A 16050-nucleotide genomic window follows, 5' to 3' on the forward strand; every position below is an offset into this window, starting at 1 on the left:
CGCCACACGGCGCGCAGCCGTACGCCTTGAAGCGCTTGTCGCCTGCCGACAATTCTGCTGGGATGTGACCCTTTCCCTCAGAGAGTCATCAGCATGCTGTCGTATCAGGAACTGTTCGAATTCGCCGAGGGTTTCGACTCGTTTGTCCGTCGCGGCCTGCCGACGGAAATCGCCGCTGTGGCCGAGATAAAGGCCAGGATCGACGAACCTGACGCGATCAAGCCGCAAACGCTGCAGCGCGTGCGGGACGTCAAAGGCCGTTTTCATCTGCTCGTGGCAGGCGAAATGTGGTGCCCCGATTGCCAGATCAACGTCACCGTCATGGATTACCTGCAACGCACCCAACCAAATATCCAGCTCGGGGTCATCACCAAGGGGCGCGCCGAAAACGAGCTGAAACAGCGGCTGGAACTTGAGCGGATTTCGATTCCGTTCGTGCTGGTGCTGAACGATCAATTTCTGCCCGTTGGTCGCTTCGTCGAACAGCCGCGCGCCGTCATCGACGGTGGCGATGCCGTGAAACCGGGTTACCGGGCTGGCGGGTATCTGGAAAGCACCGTGCAGGACTTGCTCGACATTTTCGAGGCCGCTGTCTGACGCTGATTACGGCGCGTGCGGATGCCCGGGTGCGGCGTGTGATGATGACGAAATTTCGCGGAGCCGCTTGTGTTATCCAGCCGGTGAGCCTTACTGAGTAGCGTGCTGAGCCGAAAACCGACTCGCGTCTTGATCACTTGCGCCACGCCCAGGAGATTTTGACATGGCTATTGCAAGTACATTGGCACCGCTGTTTCGACAATCCGTGGGCTTCGACCGTTTCAACGATTTTTTCGAGTCGGCGCTGCACACTGAAGCAGCCCATTGCTATCCCCCTCATAACGTTGAACGGTACGGCGACGACCATTACCGGATCGCGGTCGCCGCCGCCGGCCTCTCGGCGGACGACCTGGACTTGCAGATCGAGAGAGGCGTACTGACCATATGCGGCGGCAAGCGGGAGTCCGACGGGGGCGTGACCTATCTGCATCAGGGCATTGCCCATGGCGCATTTCGGTTGGTGTTCCACCTGGCGGACCACATCGAAGTTCAAGGTGCGACGTTCGAAAACGGTTTGCTGATCGTCTTCCTGCTGCGTGTGGTGCCTGATGAGGCCAAGCCGCGGCGCATTCCTATCAATCGCCCCGGCGACGGTCCCGACCGACGATCGATCAATCGCCACTGAACGCCGGTTGACAGCTGACGAAGATCAGGAAGCGCCCGGAATGAACTTCAATGTGCCGACCACCCCATCATTGCCCCGTTCCGGGTTGTCCAGCGGATGACGGACGCCGTCATTGACCGGCACTTCTTCGAAATCGAACGGGCTGATCCCGTCCAGGCACGCGGCGTTGATCCCGTACTGATCGGGGCTTGAGCGGCGTTGATGATGGGTATAGATGCCACAGACAGAGCAGAAGAAATGCTTCGCAGCGCCGGTATTGAACTGGTAGAGCGTCAGCGCCTCCTCCCCGGCTGTAATCGTCAGATCCGACAGTTGCGCGCTCACCACCACCGCGCCGCGCACGCGGCAATACGAGCAGTTGCAACGGCGTGCGGAGTGCAGGCCATCGGTCAACCGCACCGCAAAACGCACCGTGCCGCAATGGCACTGCCCGTTGAAGCGTTCAATGTCTTTGTTCATGATCGTCCTCCTCCTGACATAGGGTCGTTCGGCCTGCGCATGCCAAGCCGCGATGCTCTTGACAAAAAAGCACCCGAGGGTGCTTTTTCTGTCACTGCAATCAGCTGGACGCCACCACGGTGGCGGCCCGGGCCGAATGCAGTTTCTGATAGCTTTCGATCAACCGCAGATGCCGGTCGAGCCCTTCGAGCTTCATGCTGGTCGGGGTCAGGCCGTAGAAACGCACGCTGCCGTTCACCGAACCGATGGCGGCGTCCATGCGCTCGTGACCGAACATCCGACGGAAGTTCACCTCGTAGTCGGCCAGCTCCAGATCGTCATCCAGCTCCATCTCCAGCACGACGTTGACGGCCTGATAGAACAAGCCGCGCTCGACCGTGTTGTCGTTGTATTGCAGGAACGCTTCCACCAGATCTTTGGCCTGCTCGTACTTCTGCAGCGCGAGGTAGATCAGCAGCCGCAACTCCAGAATGGTCAACTGACCCCACGCCGTGTTGTCGTCGAACTCGATGCCGATCAATGTCTTGATGTCGGTGTAATCGTCCAGTTCGCTGTCTTCCAGACGCTTGGCCAGCGTGCGCAAGCCGACCTTGCTCAGGCTGTGCAGGTTCAGGATATCGGCTCGGAACTGCAGGGCCTTGTTGGTGTTGTCCCAGATCAGGTCATCGATCGGGTAGATCTCCGAGTAATCCGGCACCAGAATGCGGCAGGCCTTGGCACCGATGTGCTCGTAGACCGCCATGTACACTTCTTTGCCCATGCCTTCAAGGATGCCGAACAGGGTGGCCGCTTCCTGGTCATTGGAGTCTTCACCGCAGCCGGAGAAGTCCCACTCGACGAATTCGAAATCCGGCTTGGCGCTGAAGAACCGCCACGACACCACACCGCTGGAATCAATGAAGTGCTCGACGAAGTTATTCGGCTCGATCACCGCCTGACCTTCAAAAGTCGGTTGCGGCAGGTCGTTCAAGCCTTCGAAACTGCGCCCTTGCAGCAATTCGGTCAGGCTGCGCTCCAGCGCGATCTCAAGGCTCGGGTGGGCGCCGAACGACGCGAACACACCGCCCGTGCGCGGGTTCATCAAGGTCACGCACATCACCGGGAATTCTCCGCCGAGCGATGCGTCCTTCACCAACACGGGGAAGCCCTGGTCCTCCAGACCCTTGATGCCCGCCAGGATGCTCGGGTATTTGGCCAGCACGTCCTGCGGCACATCCGGCAGCGCCATTTCACCCTCAAGGATTTCGCGCTTGACCGCGCGCTCGAAGATTTCCGACAAGCACTGCACCTGCGCTTCGGCCAGCGTGTTGCCCGCGCTCATGCCGTTGCTCAGGTACAGGTTTTCGATCAGGTTGGACGGGAAATAGACCGTCTCGCCATCCGACTGCCGCACGAAAGGCAGCGAACAGATGCCGCGCTGGGTGTTGCCGGAGTTGGTGTCGTACAGGTGCGATCCCGAGAGCTCGCCGTCCGGGTTGTAAATCGCCAGGCAGTAGTCGTCGAGGATCTCGGTCGGCAGCGCGTCGTTGGGGCCGGGCTTGAACCAGCGCTCGTCCGGGTAATGCACGAACGCCGCGTTGGCGATGTCTTCGCCCCAGAATTGATCGTTGTAGAAGAAGTTGCAATTGAGGCGCTCGATGAATTCGCCCAGTGCCGAGGCGAGCGCGCTTTCCTTGGTGGCGCCCTTGCCGTTGGTAAAGCACATTGGCGAGTGAGCGTCACGGATGTGCAGCGACCACACGTTGGGCACGATATTGCGCCATGAGGCGATTTCGATCTTCATGCCCAGGCCGGCCAGGATGCCCGACATGTTGGCAATGGTCTGCTCCAACGGCAGGTCCTTGCCGGCAATGTAGGTGCCGGCCTCTGAAGTCGATGAGGGCATCAACAGCGCCTGGGCGTCGGCGTCCAGGCTCTCGACTTCCTCGATCACAAACTCGGGCCCGGCCTGCACGACCTTCTTGACGGTGCAGCGGTCGATGGAGCGCAAGATGCCCTGGCGGTCCTTGTCGGAGATGTCGGCAGGCAGTTCGACCTGAATCTTGAAGATCTGGTTGTAGCGGTTTTCAGGGTCAACGATGTTGTTCTGCGAGAGACGAATGTGCTCGGTCGGGATGTTGCGCGTGTCGCAGTACAACTTCACGAAGTAGGCCGCGCACAGCGCCGAAGACGCCAGAAAGTAATCGAACGGCCCCGGTGCCGAACCATCACCCTTATAGCGAATGGGCTGATCGGCAATCACCGTGAAGTCGTCGAACTTGGCTTCAAGTCGGAGATTGTCGAGAAAGTTGACCTTGATTTCCATGGGGGATTACCGAAACGAGAAAACGATTTGGCGGCCATTATCCGGCTTTTCAGGCGGAAGTCTTGGTTTTCGTCGGACGACGGCTGTCGGCAGGACCCGCATTCACCTGGCCGCCAGATCGAGCGTCGAGTGCCTGACGAACGGCATATTCATGGAACTCATGGGCACAATTCCGGCCCTATACCCTGTACGCCTCTGAAACGGTGCTGATGCATGGGGGCAGGCACAGAGCGCACGACGCTGTGCTTATGGAATCCACTCGCTTACAGGTGACACGGTGAATACATTTATTGCGCTGGAAAAGCTCGAAGAGATTGATCTGCAGGATTATCACGAGGTCTGGCTGACGACTTCAGAGCGTTGGCCTCAGGATCCGGAAACGGCACAACGGGTGTGCCTCTGGCGAGCCGACCGTGAATTGACCCGGGACGTGGAAATCGACGATGTGTATTTTCAGAACCTGCCCCGCTTGTGGCTGCTGGTCGATGATCTGCACGACAAGCCAGCGGTCAGCCATGTCGAGCAGGCCCTGAACGTGCGCATCGGCGAACTGCAACTGGAAGGTGAGTTTCTCCCGGACGAGAAGGACAAGGTGCCGTCCGGCGACAAGCGCACGGACCTGAGAAGCTGACAGGGAAGACATCCGTGGCAGCGGATCCCTCACGCTGCCACCACCGTTGACGCCTCCGATCTGTCAGTCGCCCAGCGCTTCAAGAAAGTCCGAGGATGGGACAAAAAGCAACGTCCCGCTGACCGCTTTGCTGAAATCCAGCAATCGGTCGTAATGGCCGACGGGCCGCCCGACGAACATGTTTTCGAGCATCTGCTCCAGTGGCTCCGGCGATCGGGCGTAACCGATGAAATAGGTGCCGAATTCATTCGACCCGGGACGGCCGAACGGCATGTTGTCCCGCAGGATCTTGACCTCTTTCCCGTCTTTTTCGATCACCGTCAGTGCACTGTGAGAGTTGCTCGGTTTCACCGAATCATCGAGCTCGATATCGGACAGCTTCTTGCGACCGATGACGCGTTCCTGTTGCTCCACGGTCAGACGGTTCCAGGCGTTCATGTCGTGCAGGTACTTCTGCACGATCACATAACTGCCTCCGGCAAACGTCGGATCCTCGTCACCCACAATCGTCGCCTCGACGGCTTTGTTGCCGACCGGGTTCTCGGTGCCATCGACGAAGCCGACCATGCTGCGCATGTCGAAATTGCGGAACCCGTGCACCTCGTCAACCACCTGAACCGCGTCGCCTAAAGGCGCCAAGAGTTGAGTCGCGAGCTCAAAGCAGAGGTCCATGCGGTCGGCACGCAGATGCAGCAGGATGTCGCCCGGCGTGGCGATTGCCTTGCGCCCTTCCACGCCGAATTCGCGAAAGGTGTGCAGAGAAGCCGGCCGGGTGCTACCGAACAGAATATCCCAGGCATTGAAGCTGAACCCGCGCACGCAGGATAAATTGCCGTCGGGTACTCGCTTGCCGACAGCGCGCACGAGCCCGGCAATGTCCGCGCACCAGCTTCTGACTGCTTGTGCAGCCTCTTCACCGGAGGACAGCGTCGCTACCATGAAAATAGCGCTGCTGGTAATCGGCGTGTCGACGCCCTGCGGATAAGGAGTGTTTTTCATCATGGCCCGTGCATTCCTCGACGATTCCAACCATCGCCTGACGATGGACCGGGGGAGATTACCACTCCTACACGCGCTTCGGACGTCTCCTACAGTTATCGCGGCGTCACTCGGATTCGCGGCTGACACAGACTTTGTAGGAGCCAGCTTGCTGGCGAAGGCGTCATGTCAGCCGACATCGTCATTGGCTGTCCCATCGCATTCGCTGCCGTCGTAACCTCCGACGTCTCCTACAGTTATCGCGGCGTAATCTGGATTCGCGGCTGACACAGACTCTGTAGGAGCCGGCTGGCTGGCGAAGGCGTCAGGCCAGCCGACATCATCATCTGGATTCGGGGCTAACACAGACTTTGTAGGAGCCGGCTTGCTGGCGAACGCGTCATGTCAGCCGACATCGTCATTGGCTGTCCCATCGCATTCGCTGCCGTCGTAACCTCCGACGTCTCCTACAGTTATCGCGGCGTAATCTGGATTCGGGGCTGACACAGACTCTGTAGGAGCCGGCTTGCTGGCGAACGCGTCATGTCAGCCGACATCACCCTTGGCTGACACACTGCATTCGCTGCCGTCGTAACCTCCGACGTCTCCTACAGTTATCGCGGCGTAATCTGGATTCGGGGCTGATACAGCCTCTGTAGGAGCCGGCTTGCTGGCGAACGCGTCATGTCAGCCGACATCACCCTTGGCTGACACACTGCATTCGCTGCCGTCGTAACCTCCGACGTCTCCTACAGTTATCGCGGCGTAATCTGGATTCGGGGCTGATACAGCCTCTGTAGGAGCCGGCTTGCTGGCGAAGGCGTCATGTCAGCCGACATCGTCATCGGCTGTCCCATCGCATTCGCTGCCGTCGTAACCTCCGACGTCTCCTACAGTTATCGCGGCGTAATCTAGATTCGCGGCTGATACAGCCTCTGTAGGAGCCGGCTTGCTGGCGAAGGCTGCATCAGACACATCGAAGCTTACAGACAGACCTTACCCAACTCAGCTGATGTCCGACGCAGCATGTCGCTCTGGCACCTGTTTGTCTTCATCACCCCAGGTGCGGTTCACCCGCAGACCACGGACCACCGCGGGTCGCCGGGCGATTTCTTTCGCCCAGCGCTGCACGTGGGTGTACTCCTCGGCCGCCAGGAATTCGGCTGCCGAATAAACGTTGCCGAGTGCCAGTTGACCGTACCAGGACCAGATCGCGATGTCGGCGATGGTGAAGGTGTCGCCCGCCATGTATGGGCTCTCGCCGAGGCGACGATCCAGCACGTCCAGCTGACGCTTCGCTTCCATGGTGAAACGGTTGATCGCGTATTCGATCTTCTCCGGCGCATAGGCATAGAAATGCCCGAACCCGCCCCCCAGATACGGCGCCGCACCCATCTGCCAGAACAACCAGTTCAAGGTTTCGGTACGTCCCGCCAAATCGGTCGGCAAGAGTGCGCCGAACTTTTCGGCAAGGTACAGCAGGATCGAACCGGACTCGAACACGCGAGTCGGTGGCGTGGTGCTGTGGTCCAGCAACGCCGGAATCTTGGAGTTGGGGTTGATGTCGACGAAACCACTGGAGAACTGGTCGCCTTCGCCGATGCGAATCAGCCAGGCATCGTACTCAGCGTCCTTGTGCCCGAGCGCCAGCAGCTCCTCAAGCATGATGGTGACCTTGACACCGTTTGGCGTGGCCAGCGAATACAGCTGCAGCGCATGCTTGCCGACAGGCAGGACTTTGTCGTGGGTAGGACCGGCCACGGGACGGTTGATGCTTGCAAACTGGCCACCGGACTCGGCCTCGTTTTTCCAGACTTTCGGGGGAACGTAAGCTGCTTTAGTCACGAAACAAACCTCTTTGTGGGGCCATTAAGGTTGATCACTGGATCACACGTATCGCCGCGGGACGATACTGTGGGTCATGATGAGACCGGCCAGAAGTGAGAGCGGTTCAGGGTATGTGTTTACCGTGCTGGCGCTCAAGTGACATTTCACTGCCTGCCATCGACGCCCTGTTCTTCACATTGCCGCATTGAGGTGAGTCGATCCCCATGCCCGATTCCCCTTACCACCCACCCTTCTCCGGCGCCAAAATCGCCGTGATCTGCGAAGGCCGTCTGCTGACTTACCTGCGCGACGACACGCCCGCGATCCCCTGGCCCGGTCTGTGGGACCTGCCCGGCGGGGGCCGTGAGGGCGAAGAAACGCCCGAGCAATGCGCACTGCGGGAAACCCACGAAGAGTTCGGCCTGATACTCGACCCTGCCTGGATTGTCTGGAAACGGATGTACCGCGGACAGGGCATGAACGGCCTCGACACCTGGTTCTTCGTCGCCCACGTGCCGGCCGGAACCTTTGAGCGGGTGATATTTGGCGACGAGGGTCAGCGTTGGGAAATCAAGACGGTAAGCGGCTTTCTGGACATGGACCAGGCCATTCCCCACTTGCAACAGCGACTGCGCGAATGCCTGTCCGATGACACCTGATCCGCGGTATGTCAGACCGGGCCGGGCTCACCCGCCACCGATTTTGCGAACAGGGGCCCAAGCTGATCCGCTGGCACCGCTTTACTGAAATGAAACCCCTGAACTTCATCACACGGGTGGCGTTGCAGACATTCCAGTTGTTCCAGCGTTTCCACGCCCTCCGCCGTCACCGTCATGCCCAGCGAGCGCCCCAGGTCGATCATCGCCTGTACGATCGCCTGATCGTTGCCGCGCTCGGTCAGGTGCGCGATGAAGCTGCGATCAATCTTGATGCCGTCCAACGGGTATTTGCGCAAGTACGCCAGCGAAGAAAACCCGGTGCCGAAATCGTCGAGGCTGAGGCGAACGCCCAGGGCCCTCAAGGCGGTAAGGGTTTTCAGCGCACTGTGGGCGTGGTCCAGGAGCACCCGTTCAGTGATCTCCAGTTCAAGCCGGCTGGCCGGCAATCCGCTGCTGTGCAGCGCGCTCGCCACGACCGCCACCACGTCCTCGTTTTCCGCCAGCTGACCGGGCGAAAGGTTCACCGACAGTCCAATATCGCTCGGCCAGGTCATGGCCTCGCGACAGGCATGTTCCAGCACCCAGCGGCCCAGCGGTTGAATCAGGCCGGTTTCTTCGGCCAGCGGAATAAAGGTATCGGGCGGCAACAGGCCACGTTCCGGGTGCTGCCAGCGCACCAATGCCTCGAAGCTGCGCAACGAGCCGCCGAGGGTTGTGTAGCGTGGCTGATAGTGAATACGCAGTTGCTCCTCGGCCAACGCCTGGCGCAACGCCTGTTCGAGTTGACGCCGCGCCAGCAAGTGGGCATTCATACCGTCGACGTAGATCCGCCAGGTGTTGCGCCCGGCCGCCTTGGCCTGGTACAGCGCGATGTCGCTCATTCGCAGCAACTCGGCGGGCGTTTGCGCATGAGTCGGCGCCAGCGCGATACCGACGCTGGTGCCGATGAACACCGTTTGCGTGTCCAGATCGAAGGGCTGGCAGAGGTCATCGACCAGCGCCGCGCACATCGCCCCGACCTCGGTCTGATCGAAACTGCCGAGCCGCACCACGATGAATTCATCGCCGCCCAGCCGCGCGACCATGCCGTCCGAAGGCACATGGCGGAGCAGACGTTCGGCGACTTCTTGCAAGACCCGGTCGCCAAAGGCATGGCCCAGCGCGTCGTTGATCGGTTTGAAGCGATCCAGGTCCAGACTCAATACCGCCAGCGGCGACCTGACCGCACTGTCCAGATACTCACCCAGAAACTGATGAAGCCGAAAACGGTTGGGTAATCCAGTGAGCGAATCGTGCAACGACAGTTGCGTGAGTTCTTTCTGGCTGGCGTGCAACGCTTCGAACTGAGCGTCGATCTGCCGGGCCGACGCCAGGGCGTATCGCACCAGCATGGTCAGCACGATCGCCAGCGCCAGAACACCGGCGATGAACAGCGGCAACGTTTGCCGCAGCAGGTCCATGCCGGGGCTTGGCGGCATCCAGCTCAATTGAATGCCCGACCCCAGCAACGGCATTGAATCGACGCCGCGCTGCGGCCCGGTCGAAACGGAAATGGTCGGCAATCCGTAGGTTTCACTCAGATGCGCAAGCTTGTCGGCATCGAGGACGGTGACGAACATCATGACTGAAGCCGGCCCTGGCACGGGCTGGATCAGCGGGTCCCATCCCGGACTGATCGTAGCCGCGGCGGCAAGTGCCGGCTGCCCGCCGACCTTGAGCGCACGCACGACACCATCGTTCTCCTGGGTCGATTGCCGGGCGTCGGCGATCAACCCATTCAAGTCCCCTTCCAGCCAGTCACTGGCTTGCAGCATCGAGGGCTTGCCGTCGATGACCGCGTACACCGTGCGGTCCTGGGCGTTGATCACCAGCACTCCGTTGTAGCCGTACAGCTCGAACGGAATAGGACCGACGTTGCGCTGATCGTCCGCCCAGGTCTTGTCCACGGTCATGTGCAGGTGTTTGTAGGCCTCACCCCATTTGGCGTAATTGATGATGTTGCGCCCCACTTCGTTACGCACCTGCTCCATCGTGCGCGAGATGAATGTGCGCGAGCGCTGCTGCACGTCCAGGTCCTGGCTCAGGGCGTTCTTGACCAGCAGGTAACCGCCCAGACCAATGAGCAACAGCAACGCAAGAATCGCTGGAAACAGGCGCAGGATCAGCTGTCGGCTTCGACGGGTGGCAACCCAGCCGGTCAGCGTGGGGGTGGGTGTGGACATGCGGACACCTGAATACATCGAGAATAACGATGGGCAGCGCGTCAGGCTCGACTGACGATACGCTTCGTCATACCGGCCAATGATTGCGAATGGCTATCGTAACTGGCTGTTTATGCAGGAGCTAGCCATCATTTGGCTTCAGAGGCAGAAGCTGCGATGCGATGGCTGCTTTGTCGATGACCGAATGGACGTTACAGACACGCCCCTGCCTGAACGCATAGAACACGTTCTCGGTGAATTGAATACGCCTTCCGTTGACCGGCAGACCAAAAAGCTCACCGACCGGTGTGCAGTCAAAGCAAAGCCGCACGGCCACATGCGGCGGGTCGGTGATGAGCAGGTCAAGGGTGAAATGCAGGTCCGGGATGGCGCGAAAATCGTTTTCGAGCATCGTTCGATAGCCGGATAACCCGATACGTTGGCCGTTGTAATGAACGTCCTGATCGACGAACTCACCCAGTGCGGGCCAGTCCTGACGATTGAGACAATCGATATAACCGCGATAGCGATCTCTCAGTTCCTGCTTATCCATGGGAAGCACCCTTCTGCAGTTGCGCCATTAGCACTCGAGAGTTTAGGGCGGCCGACGGGCGTGATGGTTCAAATGGGCGCACTGGTTGTTGGCGGTCAATCAACGCTCGGTCCCACATTGTTACCCGTTGCGCAACACTGTTTATCCCGGACAATTTGCCGCAGGCGGGCCAATTTTTGCTATCTTTACCAAATTAACTAACTGGTTAATTACCCTTCGACATCCCTCCGGCGCTGACAACCGGGCGGCCGTCGTGCTGAAAAACCGTTCTCCCCAATCCCTTGAGCGCACGCACAGCGCTCATCGTCAGCAGGATCACGCAACATGACAACGTCTCGACCTTCGGCATCCGTCAGTCGCTGGCCCATCTGGGTCGTCGCACTGGGCGTGCTTGTTTTTGGATTACTATTCGCAGCGGGTGGCGGCTACCTTGTTACGCTGGGTGGCAGCTGGTACTTCCTGCTGGCCGGTCTCGGTATGATCGCCTCGGCGTTTCTGCTGTTCAAACAGCGCGTCGCGGGCGCCTGGCTGTTCGCCACGGTCATGGTACTGACCGTGATCTGGGCGCTGGTGGATGCTGGACTGGTGTTCTGGCCACTGGTCTCGCGCCTGTTCGCGCTGGCGGTATTGAGCCTGCTGGTGGCGCTGGTTTACCCGACACTGCGCAAGGCCAACGGTCTGCCGGGCGGTCAAGGCGGTTACCTGTTGGGCGGCCTTCTGGCGATTGCCATGGCAGCCGGTTTCTGGGGCATGTTTCAGCCTCACGCGTCGGTGCCCCCTACCGGTGACGGCCCTGCACTGACCAAGGTCGATCCGGCCAGGGCGCAGAAAAACTGGGCCCATTACGGTAACGACGAAGGCGGCAGCCGTTTTGCGGCGCTGGACCAGATCAACCGCAGTAACGTCGCCAAACTGGTGCCGGTCTGGACCTACCACACAGGCGACGTCGCCCTCAGTGACGGCAACGGTGCGGAAGACCAGATGACCCCGCTTCAGGTCGGCGACAAAGTGTTCATCTGCACGCCGCACAACAACGTCATCGCCCTGGATGCCGACAGCGGCAAACAGCTGTGGAAGAACGAAATCAACGCCAAGTCGGCGGTGTGGCAGCGTTGCCGCGGGCTTGCGTATTTCGACGCCACCGCCGCCGTCGCTCAGCCGACTGACGGCAGCACCCCGGCGGCTCCCGTGACCGTACCGGCCGGTGCCAACTGCCAGCGCCGTTTGCTGACCAACACCATCGACGCGCGTCTGATTGCTGTCGACGCCGACACCGGCGAGTTCTGCAAAGGCTTCGGCAACAACGGCCAGGTGGATTTGAAAGCCGGCCTGGGCAAGGTACCGGACTCCTACTATCAATTGTCGTCCGCGCCGTTGATGGCAGGCACTACCGTGGTGGTGGGCGGTCGCGTTGCCGACAACGTGCAGACCGACATGCCAGGCGGCGTTATCCGTGGTTTCGATGTCGTCACCGGCGAGATGCGTTGGGCGTTCGACCCGGGCAACCCTGAAGACAAGAAAGCCCCTGCGGCCGACAGCACCTACGTGCGCAGTACACCGAACAGCTGGGCGCCGATGTCTTACGATCCGGCCATGAACACCGTATTCCTGCCGATGGGCAGTTCGTCCACTGACATTTACGGCGTTGAACGCACCCAGCTCGATCACACTTACGGCGCCTCGGTACTGGCGCTGAACGCGACCACCGGTGAGCAGAAGTGGGTGTATCAGACCGTCCACAATGACCTGTGGGACTTCGACCTGCCGATGCAGCCAAGCCTGATCGACTTCACCAAGAAGGACGGCAGCAAGGTTCCGGCAGTCGTCATCGGCACCAAAGCCGGTCAGATCTATGTGCTGGATCGCCACACCGGCCAGCCGCTGACCGAGGTCAAGGAAGTGCCGGTCAAGCCGTCCAACATCCCGAACGAGCCGTACTCGCCGACCCAGCCGAAATCGGTGGGCATGCCGCAAATCGGCGCGCAAACCCTGACCGAGTCGGACATGTGGGGCGCGACTCCGTTCGATCAGTTGCTATGCCGTATCTCGTTCAAGAAAATGCGTTATGACGGTCTGTACACCGCGCCGGGCACCGACGTTTCCCTGAGCTTCCCGGGCTCGCTGGGCGGCATGAACTGGGGCAGCCTGTCGACCGATCCGGTGCACGGTTTCATTTTCGTCAATGACATGCGTCTGGGCCTTTGGAGCCAGATGGTGCCACAGCAGAAGGACGCAAAAGCGTCTTCAGGCGGCGAAGCGCTGAACACCGGCATGGGCGCTGTGCCACTTAAGGGCACTCCGTATGCGGTGAACAAGAACCGCTTCCTGTCGGTCGCCGGCATTCCGTGCCAGGCGCCACCGTTCGGGACCTTGACCGCCATTGACATGAAGACGCAGAAGATTGCCTGGCAGGTACCGGTCGGCACCGTGCAGGACACCGGCCCGATGGGCATCAAGATGCACATGCAACTGCCGATCGGCATGCCGACGCTGGGTGGCACGCTCTCGACTCAGGGCGGCCTGATCTTCATCGCCGGGACCCAGGACTACTACCTGCGCGCCTTCAACAGCGCCAACGGTGAGGAAGCCTGGAAAGCCCGTCTGCCTGTGGGCAGCCAGGGTGGGCCGATGACCTTTGTGTCGCCGAAGACCGGCAAGCAGTACATCGTGATCACCGCAGGCGGTGCGCGTCAGTCGGCAGATCGCGGTGATTATGTGATTGCTTATGGGTTGCCGGACAGTCACTGACAGATGAGGTTGGCGGAGCAGTGATGGGTTGGACCTGTCAGCGAAAGTGCTCCGCGAGCACCCAACCCTGTGATGGATCGTTCCCACGCTCCGCGTGGTCACGCAGGTACTGACCCTCTGCGTCAATTGAGACGCGGAGCGTCCTGTCGAGCATTACCACGCGGAGCGTGGAACGATCAACCTGATCAGGCGCCGTCAAAAAAAACCGCTGTCGTTAAGACAGCGGTTTTTTTATTCCAGCAGACGATCAGTTGCCGGCAACCTGAGCCACCTCACCCGAGGTCACCAGGGCTTTGAGGGACATGTCGAACTGCTTCAGCGCATTGATCTGCAGGTCACGTTGCGAATCAATCTGAGCGGCGATTTCCGGTGCTGCCTTGTCATGCACCCAGACCGACGTCAGCGCCTTCGCACCGACGCCTTGCGCTTTGCCGATGTACTGCAGGTTCGAGTCATAGAACTTGGCAACGAACCGCGCCTCGACCTGGCTGTTACGTTGGGTCACCAACTGGCTGTACGTGTCGAGCATCACCACCACATCCGGACGCGCCTTCATCAGTGCATCCAGGTTGTCGTAGACCGTGATCGAAGCAAACTCCTTCGCCAGCGAGCCGTGCAACCATTCAATGGCGAGTTTGGGATCGGAGCTGTTGACGAAGGCATTGCGAATACGTGAATCCAGTGCACCGTTCTTGACCCCTTTCAACGCAACCGCGTGGTAACGCTCAAGGTACTCAAGGGTGGCGACGGTGTTTTCACTGTAAAGCACACCGACAGACTGAGTGTGCTTCAGGGCAAAGGTGCTGTCCGCCACCGGAAGGAAGTGGCACGCCTGCTCCTTGGAAACGTAGTCGGAAGCGTAGGCCGGAACAGTGGCAGCGGCGCCACCTGCCAGTACAGCGACAAGAGTCAGTAACGTTGAAATTCTCATCGCGGGGCATCCTTCTGAAGCCAGTTCGGTATGGCTCTATCCTGCTCCTTTGCTGGAAAAAAAGAACTCTCAATCCTTGATGTTAACTATCGATTGCACGAATGGTACGTGCACAGAAAGAGTCCTTTACGTTTTCCTGAATAAAGCAACTTTTCAATATGCTTATACAGACTAACTCACCAGGCAAAGTTGCCGATGACTTGGCGAACTTTATGCAGCGCCTGCACTAAGGCGCCCGGTTCGAGAGAGCCCAGCGCGAGACGAATCGCATGGGGCACCGGCGTGGAAACCGCGAACGGCTCGGCGGTGGACACGGCGATATTCTCCGACAGCAGCGCGACGGCCACCTGATCGGCACGTACCTCCTCCGGCAAGGGCAGCCACAGAAAATACGAAGACGGATGGCTGATCATTTGCAGCCCCGCCAGGGCCTTCGCGGCCAGCGTCTGGCGGTGCCGGGCATCGACGCGTTTCTGCGCCTCCAGCCTGGCGACCGTGCCGTCTTCGATCCAGCCGCAGACCAGCGCCGTCATGACGCCCGGTGTGTTCCAGGTGGTCGCCCTGATGGCGCGCTCCATGGCAGGCACCCACTGCAGCGGCGCAACCACGTAACCCACCCGCAATCCAGTGGCGATGTTCTTGGAGAAACCCGATACGTAAACCGTCAGTTCCGGCGCCAACGCCCTCAAGGGTGCAGGCGCCCCGTCGGCGAGAAAGGCGTAAGCGGCGTCTTCGATGAGCATCAAGCCATGAGTCCGCGCGATGTCGACCAGACGTTGGCGCCACGGCCCATCCATCACCCACCCCATGGGATTGTGCAAAGTCGGCATCGTGTAGACGGCCTTGATTCGTCGCTTGTGACACAGCCTCTCCAGTCCCTCCAGATCAGGGCCATGCCCGGTCAGCGGAATCGGGACCAGCTCCAGCCGATACGCCTCGGCGATGACCTTGAAACCGGAATACGTCAGCGCATCGACCGCCACCACATCCCCCGGCTTCAGCAACGCCATCACCACGGTGGCCAGGCCGTGCTGCGCGCCACTGACGATGAGCAATTCCTCTGGCTCGACCGTCAGCCCACGATCGGCCAGGTGCCGGGCGATGCACGCGCGCTCATGCCCTCGTCCGGCGTGCGGCTGATAACGCAACAAGGCCTCAAGATCCCCCGACAACGCCAACTGCCGCAAGCCGCCACGCAGCAACTCTGCCTGCCCGGGCAACGCCGGGTAGTTGAAGTTGAGGTCCAGCATGCCGGCGGTCGTGGCCTGTTGATCAACGCCATGGCTGAGCGGCAGGGCGATTTCCCGGACGAATGTTCCTCGCCCGGTTTCACCGCTGATCAGGCCCATCGCCTCAAGTTCCGCGTAGACCCTGGAGGCCGTCACCAGCGCCAGGCCCTGCTCTTCAGCCAGCTGACGGTGCGTGGGCAAACGCGTACCGGGCGGCAGCGCACCGGACGCGATCTCGCTTGCGAAGCGGTCGACGATGAGTTTGTAACGAGCACGGGGCACGGGCGATGTATCCATGACAATTTTT

The 16050-nt window shown here is 60.2% G+C and carries 13 protein-coding genes; 5 read left to right on the forward strand and 8 right to left on the reverse strand.

Features of this window, described 5'->3' with window-relative positions; all coding sequences use genetic code 11:
• Nucleotides 1-93: 93 nt before the first annotated feature.
• Nucleotides 94-597: a thioredoxin family protein gene (locus AB4N84_RS28195; RefSeq protein WP_460044274.1), complete on the forward strand. Its 504-nt coding sequence runs from the start codon at nt 94-96 to the stop codon at nt 595-597.
• 163 nt (nt 598-760) lie between these two features.
• Complete coding sequence (locus AB4N84_RS28200) at nt 761-1222, forward strand: Hsp20 family protein (protein WP_074753265.1); 462 nt, start codon at nt 761-763, stop codon at nt 1220-1222.
• A gap of 24 nt (nt 1223-1246) precedes the next feature.
• On the opposite strand, the gene AB4N84_RS28205 is transcribed toward AB4N84_RS28200, so the two are convergent.
• Both AB4N84_RS28205 and AB4N84_RS28210 read right to left on the reverse strand, forming a co-directional pair.
• Nucleotides 1247-1681 carry a GFA family protein gene (locus tag AB4N84_RS28205; protein WP_460044275.1) on the reverse strand — a complete coding sequence of 145 codons (435 nt, stop codon included), beginning with the start codon at nt 1679-1681 and terminating at the stop codon, nt 1247-1249.
• Between the two features lie 100 nt (nt 1682-1781).
• The gene (locus tag AB4N84_RS28210; protein WP_460044277.1) at nt 1782-3986 is read right to left on the reverse strand and encodes an OsmC domain/YcaO domain-containing protein; all 2205 of its coding nucleotides are present in this window, start codon (nt 3984-3986) and stop codon (nt 1782-1784) included.
• A gap of 277 nt (nt 3987-4263) precedes the next feature.
• On the opposite strand from AB4N84_RS28210, the gene AB4N84_RS28215 reads away from it, so the two are divergent.
• On the forward strand, nt 4264-4617 hold the full coding sequence (locus AB4N84_RS28215; RefSeq protein ID WP_074753268.1) for a hypothetical protein: 354 nt from the start codon (nt 4264-4266) through the stop codon (nt 4615-4617).
• Between the two features lie 63 nt (nt 4618-4680).
• Here AB4N84_RS28215 and AB4N84_RS28220 read toward each other — a convergent pair whose 3' ends face one another.
• Nucleotides 4681-5619 carry a Dyp-type peroxidase gene (locus tag AB4N84_RS28220; protein WP_460044279.1) on the reverse strand — a complete coding sequence of 313 codons (939 nt, stop codon included), beginning with the start codon at nt 5617-5619 and terminating at the stop codon, nt 4681-4683.
• 981 nt (nt 5620-6600) lie between these two features.
• Nucleotides 6601-7440, reverse strand: coding sequence for a glutathione-dependent disulfide-bond oxidoreductase (yghU, locus tag AB4N84_RS28225; RefSeq protein ID WP_460044281.1), 840 nt, complete (start codon nt 7438-7440; stop codon nt 6601-6603).
• 206 nt (nt 7441-7646) lie between these two features.
• Between yghU and AB4N84_RS28230 the strand changes: the two genes are divergently transcribed.
• On the forward strand, nt 7647-8081 hold the full coding sequence (locus AB4N84_RS28230; protein WP_460044282.1) for an NUDIX hydrolase: 435 nt from the start codon (nt 7647-7649) through the stop codon (nt 8079-8081).
• A gap of 11 nt (nt 8082-8092) precedes the next feature.
• On the opposite strand, the gene AB4N84_RS28235 is transcribed toward AB4N84_RS28230, so the two are convergent.
• Complete coding sequence (locus tag AB4N84_RS28235) at nt 8093-10303, reverse strand: bifunctional diguanylate cyclase/phosphodiesterase (RefSeq protein WP_460044283.1); 2211 nt, start codon at nt 10301-10303, stop codon at nt 8093-8095.
• A 121-nt stretch (nt 10304-10424) separates the two neighbouring features.
• A complete protein-coding gene (locus tag AB4N84_RS28240; RefSeq protein ID WP_460044284.1) occupies nt 10425-10835 on the reverse strand; it encodes an ester cyclase in 411 nt (136 codons plus the stop codon).
• Between the two features lie 324 nt (nt 10836-11159).
• On the opposite strand from AB4N84_RS28240, the gene AB4N84_RS28245 reads away from it, so the two are divergent.
• Complete coding sequence (locus AB4N84_RS28245; protein WP_460044285.1) at nt 11160-13583, forward strand: glucose/quinate/shikimate family membrane-bound PQQ-dependent dehydrogenase; 2424 nt, start codon at nt 11160-11162, stop codon at nt 13581-13583.
• A 247-nt stretch (nt 13584-13830) separates the two neighbouring features.
• On the opposite strand, the gene AB4N84_RS28250 is transcribed toward AB4N84_RS28245, so the two are convergent.
• Together AB4N84_RS28250 and AB4N84_RS28255 are read right to left on the reverse strand one after the other, a co-directional pair.
• Complete coding sequence (locus tag AB4N84_RS28250) at nt 13831-14514, reverse strand: ATPase (protein ID WP_460044286.1); 684 nt, start codon at nt 14512-14514, stop codon at nt 13831-13833.
• A gap of 176 nt (nt 14515-14690) precedes the next feature.
• Nucleotides 14691-16025, reverse strand: coding sequence for an aminotransferase-like domain-containing protein (locus AB4N84_RS28255; protein ID WP_460044288.1), 1335 nt, complete (start codon nt 16023-16025; stop codon nt 14691-14693).
• Nucleotides 16026-16050: the final 25 nt, after the last annotated feature.

This window comes from Pseudomonas sp. S2_H01 (assembly GCF_054668305.1).

Bases quoted from the DNA above. Each gene is read 5' to 3' on its own strand.
- AB4N84_RS28195 (WP_460044274.1), top strand. From the start codon at position 94: ATGCTGTCGTATCAGGAACTGTTCGAATTCGCCGAGGGTTTCGACTCG.
- AB4N84_RS28200 (WP_074753265.1), top strand. From the start codon at position 761: ATGGCTATTGCAAGTACATTGGCACCGCTGTTTCGACAATCCGTGGGC.
- AB4N84_RS28205 (WP_460044275.1), bottom strand. From the start codon at position 1,681: ATGAACAAAGACATTGAACGCTTCAACGGGCAGTGCCATTGCGGCACG.
- AB4N84_RS28210 (WP_460044277.1), bottom strand. From the start codon at position 3,986: ATGGAAATCAAGGTCAACTTTCTCGACAATCTCCGACTTGAAGCCAAG.
- AB4N84_RS28220 (WP_460044279.1), bottom strand. From the start codon at position 5,619: ATGATGAAAAACACTCCTTATCCGCAGGGCGTCGACACGCCGATTACC.
- AB4N84_RS28230 (WP_460044282.1), top strand. From the start codon at position 7,647: ATGCCCGATTCCCCTTACCACCCACCCTTCTCCGGCGCCAAAATCGCC.
- AB4N84_RS28235 (WP_460044283.1), bottom strand. From the start codon at position 10,303: ATGTCCACACCCACCCCCACGCTGACCGGCTGGGTTGCCACCCGTCGA.
- AB4N84_RS28240 (WP_460044284.1), bottom strand. From the start codon at position 10,835: ATGGATAAGCAGGAACTGAGAGATCGCTATCGCGGTTATATCGATTGT.
- AB4N84_RS28245 (WP_460044285.1), top strand. From the start codon at position 11,160: ATGACAACGTCTCGACCTTCGGCATCCGTCAGTCGCTGGCCCATCTGG.
- AB4N84_RS28250 (WP_460044286.1), bottom strand. From the start codon at position 14,514: ATGAGAATTTCAACGTTACTGACTCTTGTCGCTGTACTGGCAGGTGGC.